This is a genomic window from Pseudoalteromonas luteoviolacea CPMOR-1 (genome assembly GCF_001625685.1).
Lineage (GTDB): Bacteria > Pseudomonadota > Gammaproteobacteria > Enterobacterales > Alteromonadaceae > Pseudoalteromonas > Pseudoalteromonas luteoviolacea_K.
Window position 1 is genome coordinate 26130 of the sequence record NZ_AUYC01000022.1, and the last position, 16023, is coordinate 42152.

Genomic DNA, 16023 nt, shown 5'->3' on the forward strand with positions numbered 1-16023 from the left:
TTCTTCCTTATCTTATAAAAAGTGAATTTAATCAGTGTTTAGTCGAATAAAAAGGCAACCATTTCTTCGATTTCACCATCCAATGCTCGGTCTTGAATAACAGGTGAAAAGGTCGCCGCAAGCGAATCAAAGAAAGGACGAGACAAGCTATTGAGCTTCTGTGCAGATTGGTCTTTATCCAGTACGTAGTAAGCCTGACGAATTGCCATTGCTTGAATTGCAATCACTGATTTCACGAGCGATAAAATAGTTTGTAAGTCACGCGCGGCAATGGTGCCCATGCTCACAATATCTTGGTTCAAGGCTTCGGTAGTACGAGAGAAGACCGACATAGGGCCAGATTGTTTGAGTGCTTCTGCAACCAATGCCGATGCGCTGATCTGCATCGCTTTAAAGCCATGGTTGATCCACGCTTTATCGCCTAAGTCGTCAACAGCCACTAGGTTATTTGGAATGCCCCCATTTAATCTGTCATCCACAAGAATACCCAACTCTCGCTCTAACAATGCGCCCATATTGGCTACTTGCGGCTTAAGCGCATCACAAATTGCTGCAACATGACCGCCATAGAAGTGACCTGCGTTGAGAATTAAATCACTTTCATGGTCAATCAATGGATTGTCATTAACAGAGTTGATTTCTACTTGAAGTACTGACTTTGCCCAGTTCAACGTATCGACTAACGAACCTAACACTTGTGGAGAACAGCGAATTGAGTAGCTATCTTGCAAGCGGAACTTCTCTTTTAGACCATGTTCAATCACTTGGTCATCCGTTCGTTGCCTACGCCCTAATCTTTGCTCAGGGTTAGATAAACGCTTGTAGATTAAATCAGCACAATACCTTTGACCTTGATGTGGCTTTAACTCGTGCACTTTCGGGTGAAATGGTGACGCTCTACCATCGATTAGTTCTACAAACAGCGCAATTAACTTACACGAGGTATCAATCGCTGTGTCTATCTCATTGATGGTATTGGCAGCAATGGCACTCATCACAGACGTGCCGTTCATGATTGCCAAACCTTCTTTGGCTTTTAATTCATAAGGCGCAATGTTGAGTTCTTCTAAGACCTCTGATGTAGGTCTAATCACGCCTTGGTAATACACATTTCTTTGTCCATTTAATGCTGCACCAATGTATGAAAGTGGCGTTAAATCGCCGCTTGCACCCACGGAGCCTTTCGCTGGGATAGCAGGGAAAATGTTGTGTTGTAAAAACAGCTCCATCTGTTTTAGTAATTCCCAGCTTACACCAGAATAACCACGTGCATTACAGTTTAAACGGATCAGCAAAGTCGCCGCACAATCGCGCTCACTGAGGTACTCACCCACACCACAACCATGGTACGCCATTAGGTTCTTTTGTAGCTCTTGAGACATGATTGGTGAAATTCTATTACTGGCCGAATTACCGAATCCTGTCGTTACACCATAAATGTCATCCCTATCAGAAATACGCTGATCTATATATCGGCGGTTATTCTCAATGAGTGATTTGTGAACCTCTCCATTCAACTGCACTTTTGGATAGTTTTCCTTGATAAATTTTTTGATATCTTCAAGTGTTAGTTGGCTTATTAAGTCTATATCTATCGTTGATACTACTTTACTTTCAGACTCAACTTTTGATTCTGAAAAAGAGAGTTCATTACTCATTTTTTTGCTTCCTTTAACAATTAAAAAAACGGTCATTTTTAATTTATATTCAAGACTTATAATCAGATTAAATATAAATAACACATGCATCACTGGGCATTATAAATAATGATTTCTGATGCAAACTTTAAGTCACTCACATAGCTAGTTACTGATCTTGATCAACTGAAAAAGCAGTCATCAGTAACTAAACCACCCACCTAAAAGCGTGTGTGTCATTTTTTACACCATTACATTTAATCAATCAATAGTACCCACAAGAATTACACCAAATACATTTATTGCTATAAACTTTTACAAAATAGTGGATAAAACAACCACTCTTAACAAAAAACATACAAGCGACAATGGGGAATGTTCTTCTAAAAAACGTATTCAAAGTGAAAGGCTAAGTTGAGATTTCTTTGTTCAAGTGGATTCGTGCAATTTCAATCATGTATTAATTATTACAATAAAGTTTAAAATCAAAGGTGCTTTAAGATTAATATCAAATTAATGAAAATATGTTTGACATTTTACTTTTCCACACAGATAAACTCGCAAAAAGAATTTTAGAATATATACTCAACATCAAGAATTAAGAAATCAAATCTACCGTACCCATTATGGTTAATTTATTATGTCATTTACATGAACACATGACGTAGAATATTCGAGATTAAAAAGTGCAGACTTGGCATAATTTTATATTTTTATGAATCGATACTTTTTTGTGAAAACATTTTCATTTTTACAAGTAACCATAGAAGGTACAATCCAATAAACCCTTCAAAAATGCCGATTTTATCAACAATTAAGTTTTCATGACGCATAAAAAAAAGCTAAATAATCTCTTTGTTTTTCTTTATTTATTATTTCAAGCTAAGCAACTAAGGTTTAATTATTGATCAAAAAAACCTGTAATCTGGTTGTTTGATTCATATTCTAGTTATAATTCATACTTTAGGTCAGATTTTAACCCATTAAAAACATCACAACTCTGTCACTTTAGTGACATATTACAAAACCGCTCAGCTCGTTTTATTGCACACAGTGCTTCATTCACACTTTGACGTATTATTTCCACCATCGTCACAAACAGAAAGCAGCAATACGATTGGGAAGAACACTCTAAAAATCCGAACAATCTATCCCAATTTTTAAGTTTTACGCCTAAGTACTTTGAAACTACTATCTGATTTATATATTTATCACTTCTCACCTTTATGGAGTTTCAATCTGTGGCTCAAATACTTAATGCAACCACCCACGACATTGGCGGATTGACAGTCAACCGACTACTGCCACATATGAAAAAGCGTATGGTTGGTCCATTTATTTTCTTCGACCATATGGGCCCGACCCATTTTCCTGCTGGGCAAGGGATTGAAGTTCAACCTCACCCTCATATCGGCTTATCCACCTTAACTTACTTGTTTGAGGGACATATCCTGCACCGCGATTCTTTGGGTAATAAATTAGAGATAGCCCCAGGTGACGTAAATTGGATGACCGCAGGAAGCGGCATTGTGCACTCCGAAAGAGAGAGCTTTGAAGTTAGAGGGGTAGATCATGCCATCAATGGCTTGCAAACATGGATTGCCTTGCCAGAACAATACTCTGACATCGACCCAAGCTTTGAACACATTGGCCGACATGACCTACCACAGATCACACATAATGGCGTCATGACGCGAGTTATAGCTGGTGAGGCGTATGGCCTTGAGTCACCAATAACAACCTATTCAGCGATGTTTTATGTGGATGTCATCGCACCAATTCAACGTACCATCACTGTGCCAAACCCCGATCAAGAAATCGCTTTATATGTGGTTTTTGGTGAAGTGACCATCTCTGGAGCCTCCTACTCGCCGGGACAATTAGTACTTTTAGAGCAACAGGACGCACATATAACGACCACCAAAGATACTCGCCTGATCTTATTGGGTGGCGATAAATGGGAAAATGTACCTTATATACACTGGAATTTTGTTTCCTTTAGTAAAGCGCGTATTGAACAAGCCAAGCAAGATTGGCGTGAAGGCAACTTTCCGTCCATACCCGATGATGACCGTGAATTTGTTCCGCTGCCAACAGGCAAACCAAAAGCTCAGCCACTGCGCTAACAATTTAGCTTTAATTAATTTGAGGAAAAGTAATGAGAGAAAAAATTGAATTCGTCAGTAATGGAAACACACTTGCAGGGCTATTGGAGCGTCCAGCTCAACATATTAAAGCAGTCGCACTGTTTGCACATTGCTTTACTTGCGGTAAAGACATTGCGGCAGCCTCCCGTATTTCAAGAGCTTTGGTAAAGCATGGCTACGCCGTGCTGCGCTTTGATTTTACAGGGCTTGGCAATAGTGATGGGGATTTTGCCAATAGTAATTTTTCATCAAATCTAGAGGATTTATATGCAGCAGCAGACTATTTGCGCCAAAACCTGCATGCACCGCAACTACTTATTGGGCACAGTTTGGGCGGCGCAGCGGTATTAGCGGCGGCGGATCAAATTGAAGAGGCTAAAGCAGTCGTTACCATTGGCGCACCTGCGAACGCCAAACATGTCGCGCACAACTTTTCAGCTCAAATTGAGCAAATAAAGCAAACTGGAGAAGCACAGGTTCAACTCGGTCGACGTACTTTTAACATCAAAAAGCAGTTTTTAGACGATTTAGATACGCATAGTAAGACACAACACACTATACAGAATAAGGCACTGCTTGTTATGCACAGCCCTATTGATGACGTGGTTAGCATTGAACAAGCAGAAACGATTTATATAGCAGCCAAGCATCCTAAAAGCTTTATTTCTTTAGACAATGCAGATCATCTATTAAGCAAATCGCAAGATGCTGAATACGCAGCAACTGCAATTTCTGGCTGGGCCAGTAAATACATTGATCCACACCCTGAAACCGTAACTGAAGCGGTTCAAAATGGTCATCTAGTTGTCAGCGAAAAAGACCATAAATTTACCGTGAATGTTATCAGTGACAGTCACAGCTGGCTTGCTGATGAACCAACACAAGTCGGCGGAAAAAACCTCGGCCCCGATCCTTATGAGCATTTACTAGCGGCTTTGGGTACGTGCACAGTGATGACAATGCGCATGTATGCGACCCATAAAAACTTGCCACTAAAACACATTAAAGTGACGTTGCAACATCAAAAAGACCACCACCAAGACTGTGACAACTGTGAGCAAAAAGACAGTTATGCGGAACTTATCACTCGCAAAGTTAAGATTGAAGGTGATTTGACACCAGAGCAAGAGCAAAGGCTGCTGGCCATTGCCGATAAATGCCCAGTGCATAAAACGCTGCATAATCACATCGAGGTCAAAACACAGTTAGTCAATGATGCCAAATAGATTTGGACACTCACTTGGCGATGCAGTGTGCATCGCCAAGTGAATATTGCAGCAATTTATTTCTCTTCAAGCCTATCTTTATACTTATCGAACCACCATAAGATATATTCTAACTTTTGTTGCAAGTACGAAGGTCTTGCTGTGAGCGCGTGACTCATATGTGGCATTCGCACTATGGCTGTATCAACATTCTGTAACTTTAATGCTTGATAAAACTGCTCTGTTTCAGAAATGGGCGTGCGATAGTCTGCCTCTCCGGTGATCAATAAGCTCGGTGTTTTGATGTTATTCATATAGTTGCAATTACATTGGTTTTTTTCATCGTTATTCCTCCTGTGCTTTCTTTGTATAACGACCAATACTATCCAGCCAGTGATCAAACTCTTTTATCAGAAAACAGTCAGGAGAAATATAAATTAAAAGATTATAAAACAGAAACTTAAGCCATATGAAAAAGTAGGCAAAAATGTAGAGACGTCATCATGAAGTTAATTTTAAGTAGAATAATCAACCACAGTGAACTCTAGAAACACCATGGTTGACCTTAGTACAAACCATATTAGTCGAGGTTAAGTTGCGCTTCGTGTAAATCCAACGGATACACTGTCGATATTTTATCTTCTTTGGTACATTTTACGGCAACCTTATTTGACCCTACAGTCGTGGAATTTCGACAGGTAACAAATTGCGCCTTCATGCCAAACTTACGTTGGTAATCAGCAACCACTTTGTCTATTTTCTGTTGCATCTGAGGGGTTGCTTTCGCATAGAGTGCATCATAAAAATTCACCCACTCTTCAATACCGGACTCGGCAGCCACACCTAACCAGCCCATACCAATTAATGTTGATTGCTCAACGTGCTGGCCTTTTAAAAACATAAATGCCAAATAATACTGTGCATCTTTATAACCCCAAGTAGCAAGTTCGCCAAGCGCCTCAAATGCTTCAGGATATGCTTTTTGATGATAGAGCTTAATGCCCTTTTTTTCTTGCTTATGGATGGCATCAATATCTTTAATGATGGCACGATTAGATTGACACGCGGTGAGTAGCGTGCACAACACTACAAGAACAAGTAACTTATAAATCATAATAAAAATCCAGCCAATTTGGCCATAAAACTTATAACTTGAACAGGATAACTTGCTGCGATTAAAAGCGCAAAAGGGAATAAGATGTAAAATTGAGGGATTTAAACTAAAAAAGCGGCGGGACACACCCCCACCGCTTTATTCAACACACTCTCTTCTTTCGAAGATAAAGGAACATAAGTATGCGAATACTTTGAATATTAACGATATTTTGTTACAAAATAGCGAAAATACCCGATATTTTTTTAAAGTCGAATACCACCATCAATTTCAACGACACGACCCGTAAAGAACTCATTTTCAATAATATATTGTGCAGTATGGGCTATTTCTTGTGCTTCGCCCAAACGACCCACTGGTTTCATTTTAACCAAGCGGTCTTTAGCTTCAGGCTTCATCGCATCCGTCATCTTCGTACGAATAACACCTGGTGCAATTGCGCCGACACGAATACCGTAACGACCAAGCTCTTTTGCCCATGTTGTGGTCATTGCCACGACACCTGCTTTTGCAGCTGAGTAATTAGTTTGGCCAATGTTACCAGCACGCGCCACACTCGACATGTTAATAATCACGCCACCTTGATCTGCCTCAATCATTTTTACAGCAGCCTCACGACCACATAGGAATACACCTGTTAGGTTGACATCCATCAGTGATTGGAATTGATCAAGCGACATCTTGTTAACCACTTCACCTTCTTTGACTTTAACAAACAAGCCATCACGTAAAATACCCGCATTGTTGATAAGCACAGATAGCGAGCCAAAGTCTTGTACAATTTTATCAAATACTTCTTCTACGTTGCTTTCAATACTGACATTTGCAACGTAAGTTCTAACGGTTACATCAAATTGGCTAAGCTCTTCAACTGCAGCATGCAATACTTCTTCTTGCATGTCTACAAGTGCAAGGTTTGCACCTAAGCTTGCCATTTTATGTGCCATAGCAAGACCTAAGCCTTGCGCGCCCCCAGTAATAACAACCGTTTTATTTTCTACATTCATAATTAAATTTTAAACCTTTACGTTTTAAGACTTTTCAGAGAAAAGTTTAAATATCGCACTAAAATCTTCTGACCCTTTGCCTTGATTTTGCATCAGGTTATACAGATTTTTAGCCAGTGCGCCCATTGGGGTGGCTGAATTTGTCTGCTGAGCGGCCTGCATTGCAAGTCCTAAGTCTTTTGCCATCAAATCCACCATGAAACCCGGTTTGTACTCATTTGAAGAAGGCACATTGTCCAGTACATTCGGGCATGGGTTATACACTTCAAGTGTCCAATTACGCCCAGAGCTATTAAGCATAATTTCGCTCAATACTTTGGGATCTAAGCCGTGATCTACACCCATTTGGAGTGCTTCGCTGGTCCCTGCCATTAAAATTGACAGCAGCATATTATTACAAATTTTTGCGACCTGCCCGGCACCTATGTCCCCAGCGTGATAGATATTTTTACCCATATCCTTCAACACTGTGTGCGCTTTGGCAAATTCTTCGTCGCGTCCACCAACAATGAAAGTCAACGTCCCAGCAGCGGCTCCTGCCACACCCCCAGACACTGGTGCATCAACAAAAGACACGCCCGCATTTGCCAGTGTTTTACCAACAAACTGAGCAGACTCTGCATCTATTGTCGAACAGTCAATAACCAGTGCCGACTTACTAAGGTAGTTGATTAATCCATCTTCGCCAGTATAAATTGAGCGAACATGTTTGCCCGCAGGCAGCATGCTGATCACAAAGTCTGCACCTGCGCAAGTATCAGATACTTTATTAGCAGCGCTTGCGCCTTGCTCAACTAATTGATTTACCACTTCTTCATTTAAATCAAATACAGTGACATCGTGACCTGCTTTGACTAAGTTTGCAGCCATTGGGCCACCCATATTGCCTAGGCCAATAAATCCAACTTTTGCCATTTTTATTTCCTTACATACTTGCTAATGGGTGGTTTTCATCATCCCACTTTGGTACAAAAAAGCCGTCAACCACCTTGCTATCAACCTCAGCAATTGATTTAAAGCGCCAATTTGGCTTGCCGTCTTTATCAATTAACAGTGCACGCACACCTTCTTGGAATTCACCGACCTCACCACAGTGAACGGACATACCAAGCTCTTGTGAAAAACAGACTTTTAACGATTGACCAGCAAGACGTTTAAGTTGCTCACTGACCAGCACAGCACTTAAAGGTGAACCATGTTTTAAACCCGCTTGCGCTTTACTTAGCCATTTATTATCACTGCTATCCATTGACAATATATGATCAACCTGTGCTGCTAAATCAGTATGTTCAACTAACTTCTTGATGTCTTTTTCCAGTGGCTTTATTGCACTGTTTGGCAATGAATGTGCGCCCTCTTCTATCGATAATAGAAGCTGCGTTAACTTATCATGATTAAGTACATTGGTTTTGCCCCAGTTCACTTCACTTAAATTATGGAGCAAAATATCAAAGTGATCCGCATTAATAAAATGATCTGCTAGGCCGACAAATTTTGCATCATTGGCATTCACAGAAGCACCTGTTAGGCCTAAAAACAACCCAACACCTTCTGGCATTTTATTTAGGAAATAAGAGCCACCCACATCAGGGTATAAACCTATGGTAATTTCAGGCATCGCAATACGAGATGTCTCTGTAACCACACGGTGACTAGCGCCTGCCATTAGACCAAGGCCGCCCCCCATAATGATACCGTTGCCCCACAATAGGATAGGCTTGTCATAATTATGGATTTGATAATCTAGACGGTACTCTTCGCTAAAGAAGGTCTCCAAGTAATTATTGTCATCGTCAGCAGCCATTGCTTTGTACAGGCTAACAACGTCCCCCCCTGCACAAAACGCCTTCTCACCAGCACCTTTAAGCACCACCATGGCGATACTGTCATCTGCCGACCATTCACTTAGCTGCGGTGCAAGTAAACGTATCATATCTAAGTTAAGCGCATTCAACGCTTTTGGCGCATTTAAGGTCGCAACTGCGACCTTCATGTCGTTATTACAGTGCGCCAATTGGAACACGACTGGCGCGTCTTCTTGGTTTAGTAACTGTAATTCAACCATTAGCCATTCACCCAATTTGCTTTGCGTTTCTCTAAGAATGCGTTTACGCCTTCTTTTTGATCTTGTGTATCAAATAATGTCACGAACAATTCGCGCTCAAGCGGCAGTGCACTGTCAATCGTGCCTGTACGACCTTTTTGAATGAGTGACTTACATGCTGTAACCGCAACAGGGCTTTGATCTTCTACTTTTGCAGCAAGTGCCAGCGCAGCTTCTAGAGCTTGACCCTGCTCTACCACTTCTTCAACTAAGCCAATCTTCTCTGCTTTATCAGCTTTAAGGCGCTCACCGCATAAAATCATACGCTTCGCCCACCCTTCACCAACCAGCCAAGATAAGTTTTGTGTGCCACCAGCACAAGGAAGCAGACCAACCTTTGCTTCAGGTAGTGCCATTTGAGCTTGTGCTTCAGCAATACGAATATCACATGCCAACGCCACCTCTAAACCGCCGCCCATAGCAAAGCCATTGATGGCCGCAATTGATACACCACGGAAGTTACTAAGCGTTTCGAATGCTTCACCAAAGACGCGCGACATATCAGCAGCAACACCTTTGTCACCATCCGCGAATACATTTAAATCAGCACCCGCTGAGAAGAACTTCTCTCCTTCGCCGGTAATAACCAACGAGTAAATCTCTTTATCCGCGTTTAATTCGTTTACCAGCTCTTTTAAGCCAACCAGCGTGTCACGTGTCCACGTGTTTGCAGGTGGATTAGACATAGTAACAATTGCAATGTGACCACGTTTTTCAAGTTTTAATTGTGCAGACATTTATTTGCTCCTTATAAAACGCTTGCAGCGCCTTCGGCTAAAATTCGACGGGCAATGATCACACGCATGATCTCGTTTGTGCCCTCTAAGATTTGGTGAACGCGCACATCACGTAAATGGCGCTCAAGTGGGTATTCTTTGATATAACCATAACCACCGTGGATCTGCAGTGCATCATCACACACCTTTGTACCTACATCAGTCGCAAAGCGTTTAGCCATCGCACAGTAAGTGGTTTTTTCTGGGTCATTGCTATCTAGTTTAAACGCAGCCAAGCGAACCATTTGGCGTGCTGCAACCAGCTCAGTGTTCATATCAGCAATTTTAAATTGCAGTGCTTGGAATGCAGCCAGAGGTTTACCAAACTGCTGACGCTCCTGCATATACTCTTTTGCTGTATTCAGTGCTTGCTGCGCAGTACCAATAGAGCACGTCGCAATATTGATACGACCACCATCTAGGCCCTGCATCGCAAACTTAAAGCCTTCGCCTTCTTTACCCATCAGGTTGGCTGCTGGAATTCTGACATCTTCAAAGGTAATTAAGCGTGTTGGCTGCGCATTCCAGCCCATTTTCTCTTCTGCTTTACCATAAATAACGCCAGCCGCATCCGCTGGGACAACAAATGCTGAGATACCTTTAGGGCCTTCTTCGCCAGTACGTGCCATGACAACTAACACATCTGTTTCACCTGCACCAGAGATAAACATTTTTGAGCCATTTAAGACATACTCATCACCTTCAAGCACCGCTTTGGTTTTAAGTGACGCCGCGTCAGAACCTGAACCAGGTTCAGTTAAGCAGTAAGACGCTAATAATTCACCCATCACCAGTTGGTCCATATATTGGCTCTTTATCGCATCGGTACCAAAACTGGCGATCATCCAAGTTGCCATGTTATGGATAGTCAACATCGCTGTCGTCGCGGTACAGCCCATAGATAGCTGCTCAAAGATAATGCTTGAATCTAAGCGAGATAGACCTAGGCCACCCGCTTCTTCTGGTGTGTATAAGCCGCAAAAACCCAACTCACCCGCTTGTTTAATTACATCTTTAGGGAAAATATGCTCCTGATCCCAGCGCGCAGCATTTGGCGCAAGTTCAGTCATAGCGAATTGGTAAGCGGTTTCGGCGAATGCCTGTTGATCTTCATTCAGATTAAAGTCCATAAAAGACCTCTCTTGTTGTCGTATCAAGCGATTTTCATCACTTGTTTTTATTCTTGTTGCACCTGATCTGCGTCAGGCGGTACTACTAAAAGCCCAGCATAGGTACTGGGCTTTGGAAATATATTGAATTAACGTAAGTTAATACTCATATTAGGGCCGGTTACCGCTTCATCAGCAAACCAGCGAGATGTGATAGTCTTCGTCTCTGTGTAGAAACGAACACCTTGTTTACCATACGTGTGCACATCACCGTAGAAAGAGTTTTTCCAACCCGTGAATGAGAAGAAAGGAAGTGGCACAGGAATAGGAATATTAATGCCAACCTGACCTACTTGAATTTCTTGTTGGAATTTACGAGCAGCAGCGCCGCTTGCTGTGAATAACGAAACGCCGTTACCATACGGGCTGTTATTAACCAGTGTAATTGCTTCTTCAAGCGTATCAACAAACACACAATTTAATACTGGACCAAAGATCTCTTCTTTATAAATGTCCATGTCTGTTGTCACATTGGTAAATAGTGTTGGGCCTACCCAGTTACCGTTTTCATAACCTTCCACGGTAAAGTTAGAGCCATCAAGTAAACAAGTTGCACCTTGCTCTTTGCCCGATTCAATCAAAGACAGAATGCGCGCTTTTGCCGCCGCTGACGTTTGTGGGCCATACGCAGCTTCAGGGTCATTCCAAACACCTGGGCGTACTTTTTCAAGGCCTGCTTTTAAGTCATCAACCCACTCTTGTGATTTACCGACAAATACAGCAACTGAAATACCCATACAACGCTGGCCAGCAGCACCCACTGATGCACCAACAAGGTTATTAATTGTTTGCTCTTTACTCGCATCAGGCATGATTACCATGTGGTTCTTCGCACCTACACAAGCTTGGACGCGTTTAAGGTTTTCCGTGCCTTTACTATAAATGTATTGACCAACACCACACGAACCAACAAATGAGACCGCACGGATCTCTGGAGCTTCTAAAATCTGGTCAACTTGATCTTTGCCACCGTGCACAACCTGTAACACCCCTTTTGGCGCACCGGCTTCTTCGAATAGTTCTACTAGGCGCATTGGTGTTAGTGGGTCTTGCTCTGATGGTTTTAGTACAAATGTGTTTCCGCATACAATCGCCATTGGGAACATCCAAAGTGGGATCATTGCAGGGAAATTAAATGGCGTGATACCCGCACACACGCCAAGCGGTTGAATGTATGAGTATGTATCAATATTACGTGCTACGTTTTCAACAGTTTCACCCATCATCATAGCTGGCGCATTAGCTGCTTGCTCAACCACTTCGATACCGCGCCAAACATCACCTTTCGCATCTTCAAATGTTTTGCCAAGCTCGTGACAAATGATGGTTGCGATTTCTTCTTGGTGCTCTTTTAATAATGCAGCGTAGCGCATCATGATACGTGCACGCTCAGGTACAGGGACATTCTTCCAAGTTTTGAACGCCTCTTGTGCTGAATTAATAGCTGCTTGTACTTCTTGTGACGTAGCGCAAGGTACCTGTGCAAGGACTTCTTGATTTGCTGGATTAACAACGTCTAACCATTTGTCAGACTGCGACTGTGTGAATTCACCGTTGATGTATAGTGGTACCTGGTGCATTTTGCACTCCTCCCCAAAAAAACTGAAAGTAGCGCCGCGTTAGAAATTAGTATAAGTGCGGCGCTTTGACGATTTTAAACTTCTACTGCTAGTGCAACCGCCTCACCACCACCGATACAGAGTGATGCGATGCCTTTTGATAGGCCACGATTGCGAAGTGCATGGATAAGTGTCACCAAAATACGCGCACCACTTGCGCCAATTGGGTGACCCAGTGCACATGCACCGCCATTGACATTAACTTTTGCACTATCAAGTTGCATTTCATTGATAGCAAGCATAGTTACCATGGCAAATGCTTCATTGATTTCCCAAAGGTCTACGTCTTCTTTTGACCAACCCGCTTTATCAAGCAATGAGTTCATCGCACCCACTGGCGCAATTGTAAACTCAGCTGGCGCTTGAGAATGTGTAGCGTGTGCCACAATTTTACATAGCGGTGTTAAGCCATGTGCCTTTGCTTCAGACTCACTCATCAAAATAAGCGCTGCTGCACCATCTGAAATAGATGACGAGTTTGCCGCTGTGATGGTGCCGTCTTTTTTGAACGCTGGGCGCAGTGAAGGAATTTTATCTGGACGTGCGTTACCTGGTTGCTCGTCTGTTGTTACTTCAATGTCACCTTTGCGAGTAGAAATAACATGCGGGATCACTTCATTGTCGAAGTTGCCGCTTTCAATTGCTGCGTTTGCTTTACTTAGTGAATTAAGAGCAAACTCATCCATATTTTCGCGAGTAATGCCATATTGATCAGCAGTATCTTGAGCAAAACAGCCCATTGCTTTTTTATCATATGCATCTTCAAGGCCATCAGCCATCATGTGGTCAATCACTTGGTTGTGACCCATACGCATACCACCACGCGCATTTGGCATGAAATATGGTGCATTGGTCATGCTTTCCATGCCACCTGCAATCGCAGTTTTGATACTACCTGATTTAATTAAATCATGAGCGAACATGGCTGCTTTAAGACCTGAGCCACATACTTTATTAATGGTTGTTGCACCCGTTGAGCGTGCAAGACCTGCATGCAAAACAGCTTGGCGCGCTGGCGCTTGGCCAAGACCTGCTGGCAATACACATCCCATAATGACTTCATCGATGCTGGCATCCGATAAACCAGTATCATTCATGACAGCTTTAATTGCAGTTGCACCTAAATCTGTTGCAGCTGCTCCAGATAGGCTTCCCATAAAACCACCCATAGGGGTACGTTTTGCTGCTACGATGACTACGGCTTCGTTACTCATTTAAAACTCCTGTTAACAAGCAAATTGCTTGCTTTTAGTAATCTCTTACGTCGAGCATACCTAAAATTTACGTTTACGCCAACGTAAATCTAAAAACAAGCGCTTTGCGATTTTCAAAAATGTAAAGTTTACTTGCACAGCTGTCTTGCCAAGTTGGCATTTTACTGCGCATTCCCTTGCTATATCCCATGTTTAAGAGCAAATTAACAAAGCATATAGTGCCTTATGCGAGCTAAAAGTAGTTCAAGATCCAGATTTTGCATATGCGACTAAAGCATGATGCAAAAACGACACTTTACCTTTACGTAAACTTCACTTATATTGGTCTAATCAGTTTCGAAGTAAGTGTGTAAATAATGCAAGACACCAATAAAGAACCAACCTACTCAATAAGCGAACTCGCTAAGGAATTTGACATTACCACACGAAGTATTCGTTTTTATGAAGATCAAGGATTACTTTCGCCAGAACGTAATGGTCAGACCCGTATTTATTCAAAACGAGACAAAGTACGTCTTAAACTTATTCTGCGCGGAAAGCGACTTGGTTTTACGCTTGCCGAAACTGGCAGATTGTTTGAGCTTTATGATGCAGACAAATCCAGCGAAAAACAGCTCCATACTATGCTGCAATTAATAGAAGAAAAAAAAGCAGATTTAAGTCAGCAAATGGATGACATAAAAGTCGTACTTATGGAACTCGTGACAGCAGAAAGACGCTGTCTCGATACATTAAAAGAATTACAAGACTAATCAGTACACAGTATTTGTTCGCTGAGGCGTATACCTAAAGCAGCTTCAGCCACCCGCTAGGGTATAACACAAATTCTCACACAGGATGACAACAAGATGAGCACAGTATCACTCTATAAAGAACTCAATTTTGGACTTGGTGAAACCGCAGATATGATCCGTGATCATGTCAATAACTTTGCCACCAGCGAAATCGCACCATTGGCAGAAAAGACCGACCAAGAAAATAACTTTCCAAATGAGCTATGGCCAAAGTTTGGCGAAATGGGCTTACTCGGCATCACTGTGCCAGAGGAATTTGGCGGTGCGAATATGGGCTATTTAGAGCACGTAATCGCGATGGAAGAAATTAGCCGTGCAAGCGCATCTATTGGTTTAAGCTACGGTGCACACTCTAATCTGTGTGTAAACCAAATCAACCGCAACGGTAACCAAGCACAAAAAGAAAAATATTTACCTAAGCTAATCAGCGGCGAGCACATCGGCGCATTGGCAATGAGTGAGCCTAACTCAGGTTCTGATGTGGTTTCAATGAAACTCAAAGCCGAGAAAAAAGGCGATAAATACATACTGAACGGCAACAAAATGTGGATCACCAATGGTCCTGATGCTGATGTATTTGTTATATACGCCAAAACTGAATTAGATGCAGGCCCTCGCGGTATTACCGCTTTTATCGTTGAGCGTAACTCTCCTGGTTTTTCTACTGCGCAAAAACTCGATAAGTTAGGTATGCGCGGGTCAAACACCTGTGAGCTTGTATTTGAAGACTGTGAAGTGCCTGAAGAAAATATTCTAGGTACGTTGAATGAGGGTGTGAAAGTCCTCATGAGCGGACTTGATTATGAGCGCGTTGTATTAGCAGGTGGTCCACTGGGTATCATGCAAGCATGTATGGATGTGGTTGTGCCATATATTCATGAGCGTCAACAGTTCAATCAATCGATTGGCGAATTCCAATTGGTACAAGGCAAAATCGCAGATATGTATACGCAAATGAATGCGGCGCGTTCATACGTATATACCGTAGCAAAAGCGTGTGACCGTGGTGAAACCACTCGTAAAGACGCTGCTGGCGCAATTTTATATGCCGCTGAACTTGCTACCAAACTTGCTCTAGATGCGATTCAGCTACTTGGCGGTAATGGTTACATCAATGAATACTCAACAGGTCGACTTTTACGTGATGCCAAGCTTTATGAAATTGGCGCAGGTACGTCTGAGATACGTCGTATGCTGATTGGTCGTGAGTTATTCAATGAAAGCCGTTAAGGAGAAG

The 16023-nt window shown here is 42.3% G+C and carries 14 protein-coding genes; 4 read left to right on the forward strand and 10 right to left on the reverse strand.

Going from position 1 to position 16023, the window contains the following annotated elements; all coding sequences use genetic code 11:
- Window positions 1-38: 38 nt before the first annotated feature.
- Window positions 39-1658: an HAL/PAL/TAL family ammonia-lyase gene (locus tag N473_RS09085; RefSeq protein ID WP_063367633.1), complete on the reverse strand. Its 1620-nt coding sequence runs from the start codon at window positions 1656-1658 to the stop codon at window positions 39-41.
- 1220 nt (window positions 1659-2878) lie between these two features.
- Here N473_RS09085 and N473_RS09090 point away from each other — a divergent pair.
- Entirely contained in the window at window positions 2879-3763 is an 885-nt protein-coding gene (locus N473_RS09090; RefSeq protein ID WP_063367634.1) for a pirin family protein, read from the forward strand.
- Window positions 3764-3795: 32 nt separating this feature from the next.
- Window positions 3796-5010, forward strand: coding sequence for an alpha/beta fold hydrolase (locus N473_RS09095; protein WP_063367635.1), 1215 nt, complete (start codon window positions 3796-3798; stop codon window positions 5008-5010).
- 56 nt (window positions 5011-5066) lie between these two features.
- On the opposite strand, the gene N473_RS09100 is transcribed toward N473_RS09095, so the two are convergent.
- The 9 genes from N473_RS09100 to N473_RS09140 all read right to left on the reverse strand — a co-directional run bounded on the left by N473_RS09100 (window position 5067) and on the right by N473_RS09140 (window position 13992).
- Window positions 5067-5390 carry an alpha/beta hydrolase family protein gene (locus tag N473_RS09100; RefSeq protein WP_269202334.1) on the reverse strand — a complete coding sequence of 108 codons (324 nt, stop codon included), beginning with the start codon at window positions 5388-5390 and terminating at the stop codon, window positions 5067-5069.
- A gap of 179 nt (window positions 5391-5569) precedes the next feature.
- Entirely contained in the window at window positions 5570-6103 is a 534-nt protein-coding gene (locus N473_RS09105) for a hypothetical protein (protein ID WP_063367637.1), read from the reverse strand.
- Window positions 6104-6348: 245 nt separating this feature from the next.
- A complete protein-coding gene (locus tag N473_RS09110) occupies window positions 6349-7110 on the reverse strand; it encodes an SDR family oxidoreductase (RefSeq protein WP_039607941.1) in 762 nt (253 codons plus the stop codon).
- A gap of 24 nt (window positions 7111-7134) precedes the next feature.
- Window positions 7135-8025, reverse strand: a complete 891-nt coding sequence (gene mmsB, locus N473_RS09115) for a 3-hydroxyisobutyrate dehydrogenase (protein ID WP_063367638.1) — start codon at window positions 8023-8025, stop codon at window positions 7135-7137.
- 10 nt (window positions 8026-8035) lie between these two features.
- A complete protein-coding gene (locus N473_RS09120) occupies window positions 8036-9175 on the reverse strand; it encodes an enoyl-CoA hydratase/isomerase family protein (RefSeq protein WP_063367639.1) in 1140 nt (379 codons plus the stop codon).
- On the reverse strand, window positions 9175-9951 hold the full coding sequence (locus tag N473_RS09125; protein ID WP_046357797.1) for an enoyl-CoA hydratase: 777 nt from the start codon (window positions 9949-9951) through the stop codon (window positions 9175-9177). The genes N473_RS09120 and N473_RS09125 overlap by 1 nt, the downstream gene beginning before the upstream one ends.
- An 11-nt stretch (window positions 9952-9962) precedes the next feature.
- A complete protein-coding gene (locus tag N473_RS09130; RefSeq protein ID WP_063367640.1) occupies window positions 9963-11120 on the reverse strand; it encodes an acyl-CoA dehydrogenase family protein in 1158 nt (385 codons plus the stop codon).
- Window positions 11121-11248: 128 nt separating this feature from the next.
- Window positions 11249-12739 carry a CoA-acylating methylmalonate-semialdehyde dehydrogenase gene (locus N473_RS09135; protein ID WP_063367641.1) on the reverse strand — a complete coding sequence of 497 codons (1491 nt, stop codon included), beginning with the start codon at window positions 12737-12739 and terminating at the stop codon, window positions 11249-11251.
- A 74-nt stretch (window positions 12740-12813) separates the two neighbouring features.
- Window positions 12814-13992, reverse strand: a complete 1179-nt coding sequence (locus N473_RS09140) for a thiolase family protein (RefSeq protein ID WP_063362432.1) — start codon at window positions 13990-13992, stop codon at window positions 12814-12816.
- A gap of 356 nt (window positions 13993-14348) precedes the next feature.
- Here N473_RS09140 and N473_RS09145 point away from each other — a divergent pair, with 356 nt between their 5' ends.
- Entirely contained in the window at window positions 14349-14744 is a 396-nt protein-coding gene (locus tag N473_RS09145; protein ID WP_023400459.1) for a MerR family transcriptional regulator, read from the forward strand.
- Between the two features lie 96 nt (window positions 14745-14840).
- Complete coding sequence (locus N473_RS09150; protein WP_063367642.1) at window positions 14841-16016, forward strand: isovaleryl-CoA dehydrogenase; 1176 nt, start codon at window positions 14841-14843, stop codon at window positions 16014-16016.
- The last annotated feature ends 7 nt before the right edge of the window (window positions 16017-16023 follow it).

Excerpts from the sequence above, each read along its gene's own strand:
- N473_RS09085 (WP_063367633.1), bottom strand. The coding sequence starts at position 1,658 with ATGAGTAATGAACTCTCTTTTTCAGAATCAAAAGTTGAGTCTGAAAGT.
- N473_RS09095 (WP_063367635.1), top strand. The coding sequence starts at position 3,796 with ATGAGAGAAAAAATTGAATTCGTCAGTAATGGAAACACACTTGCAGGG.
- N473_RS09105 (WP_063367637.1), bottom strand. The coding sequence starts at position 6,103 with ATGATTTATAAGTTACTTGTTCTTGTAGTGTTGTGCACGCTACTCACC.
- N473_RS09110 (WP_039607941.1), bottom strand. The coding sequence starts at position 7,110 with ATGAATGTAGAAAATAAAACGGTTGTTATTACTGGGGGCGCGCAAGGC.
- mmsB (WP_063367638.1), bottom strand. The coding sequence starts at position 8,025 with ATGGCAAAAGTTGGATTTATTGGCCTAGGCAATATGGGTGGCCCAATG.
- N473_RS09120 (WP_063367639.1), bottom strand. The coding sequence starts at position 9,175 with ATGGTTGAATTACAGTTACTAAACCAAGAAGACGCGCCAGTCGTGTTC.
- N473_RS09125 (WP_046357797.1), bottom strand. The coding sequence starts at position 9,951 with ATGTCTGCACAATTAAAACTTGAAAAACGTGGTCACATTGCAATTGTT.
- N473_RS09130 (WP_063367640.1), bottom strand. The coding sequence starts at position 11,120 with ATGGACTTTAATCTGAATGAAGATCAACAGGCATTCGCCGAAACCGCT.
- N473_RS09135 (WP_063367641.1), bottom strand. The coding sequence starts at position 12,739 with ATGCACCAGGTACCACTATACATCAACGGTGAATTCACACAGTCGCAG.
- N473_RS09140 (WP_063362432.1), bottom strand. The coding sequence starts at position 13,992 with ATGAGTAACGAAGCCGTAGTCATCGTAGCAGCAAAACGTACCCCTATG.
- N473_RS09145 (WP_023400459.1), top strand. The coding sequence starts at position 14,349 with ATGCAAGACACCAATAAAGAACCAACCTACTCAATAAGCGAACTCGCT.
- N473_RS09150 (WP_063367642.1), top strand. The coding sequence starts at position 14,841 with ATGAGCACAGTATCACTCTATAAAGAACTCAATTTTGGACTTGGTGAA.